General features: G+C 74.7%; 2 protein-coding genes. Both read left to right on the forward strand.

Translation table 11 applies throughout. From position 1 onward, the window contains the following. The coding region (locus tag AC2W7M_RS26445) for an FAD-dependent oxidoreductase (protein WP_486136153.1) at positions 1–618 on the forward strand (618 nt) is incomplete at its 5' end. Further along, positions 540–873: hypothetical protein (locus tag AC2W7M_RS26450; protein WP_486136155.1), on the forward strand; the 334-nt coding region annotated here is incomplete at its 3' end. The genes AC2W7M_RS26445 and AC2W7M_RS26450, both read left to right, overlap by 79 nt.

Consider the following 873-nt stretch of genomic DNA (forward strand, 5'->3'; position numbering starts at 1 on the left):
CTGCTCCATCTCGGCGACCGCTTCGCCACGCCGGACGAGGCGGGCGACGCCTGGCGCGAGGTGGATGCCGCCTTCGGTGCGGTGCGCGCCGCCGGCGATCAGGGCCGCGATGTCGCCGCCGAGGCGGTCCTGCCGAAAGGCGGGCGCTTCGAGACGCTGGCGCGCCACTGGCTCGCCTTCATGTCGGCGGCCGATCCGGCGGCGATCTCGACCCGCGACTATGCGTTCTATCGCGACAGTCCCGACAATTGGGCGGTGCTCGGCGGCTTCGGCACGCTGGTGCTGGCGAATGCCGCGCACGTGCCGGTGACGCTCTCCTGCCCGGTGACGCGGATCGACCGCTCCGGGCCGCGGCTCGCCCTGGAGACGCCGCGCGGCACGCTCTCCTGCCGGGCGGCGGTGGTGGCGGTGCCGACCGCAGTCATCGCCTCCGGGCGGCTCGGCTTTTTCCCCGCTCTGCCGCATGATCTACGAAGCCGGCCTTCGCCGCCTTGCCGCTCGGCGTGGTGGAGAAGGTGGTTCTGGGCTTCGACCGGGACGTGTTCGGCCTGCCGGAGCGCAGCTTCCTCGACGCCTTCGCCGAGGCGGCGCCGGGGCGCGGCGCGGTCTCGGCGGTGATCCGCCCTGGCGGGGCGGACGGCGCGGTGGTGCATGTGGCCGGCGGCATCGCCGCCCGGCTGATGGAGGAGGGGGAGGACGCCATGGTTCAGCACGCCCTCGATGCGCTGGCGCAGGTGTTCGGCACGGCGCTGAATCCCGGCTGCGGGTCGCCCGCGCCTCGCGCTGGGCGGCGATGCCGTATGTGGCGCGCCTATTCCGGCGCCTGCCGGGCGAAGGCGCACTGCGCGCCCAGCTCGCGCAGCCGCTCGACGG

The sequence above is a fragment of the Xanthobacter sp. BG11Y11_SDJG genome (genome assembly GCF_057364445.1).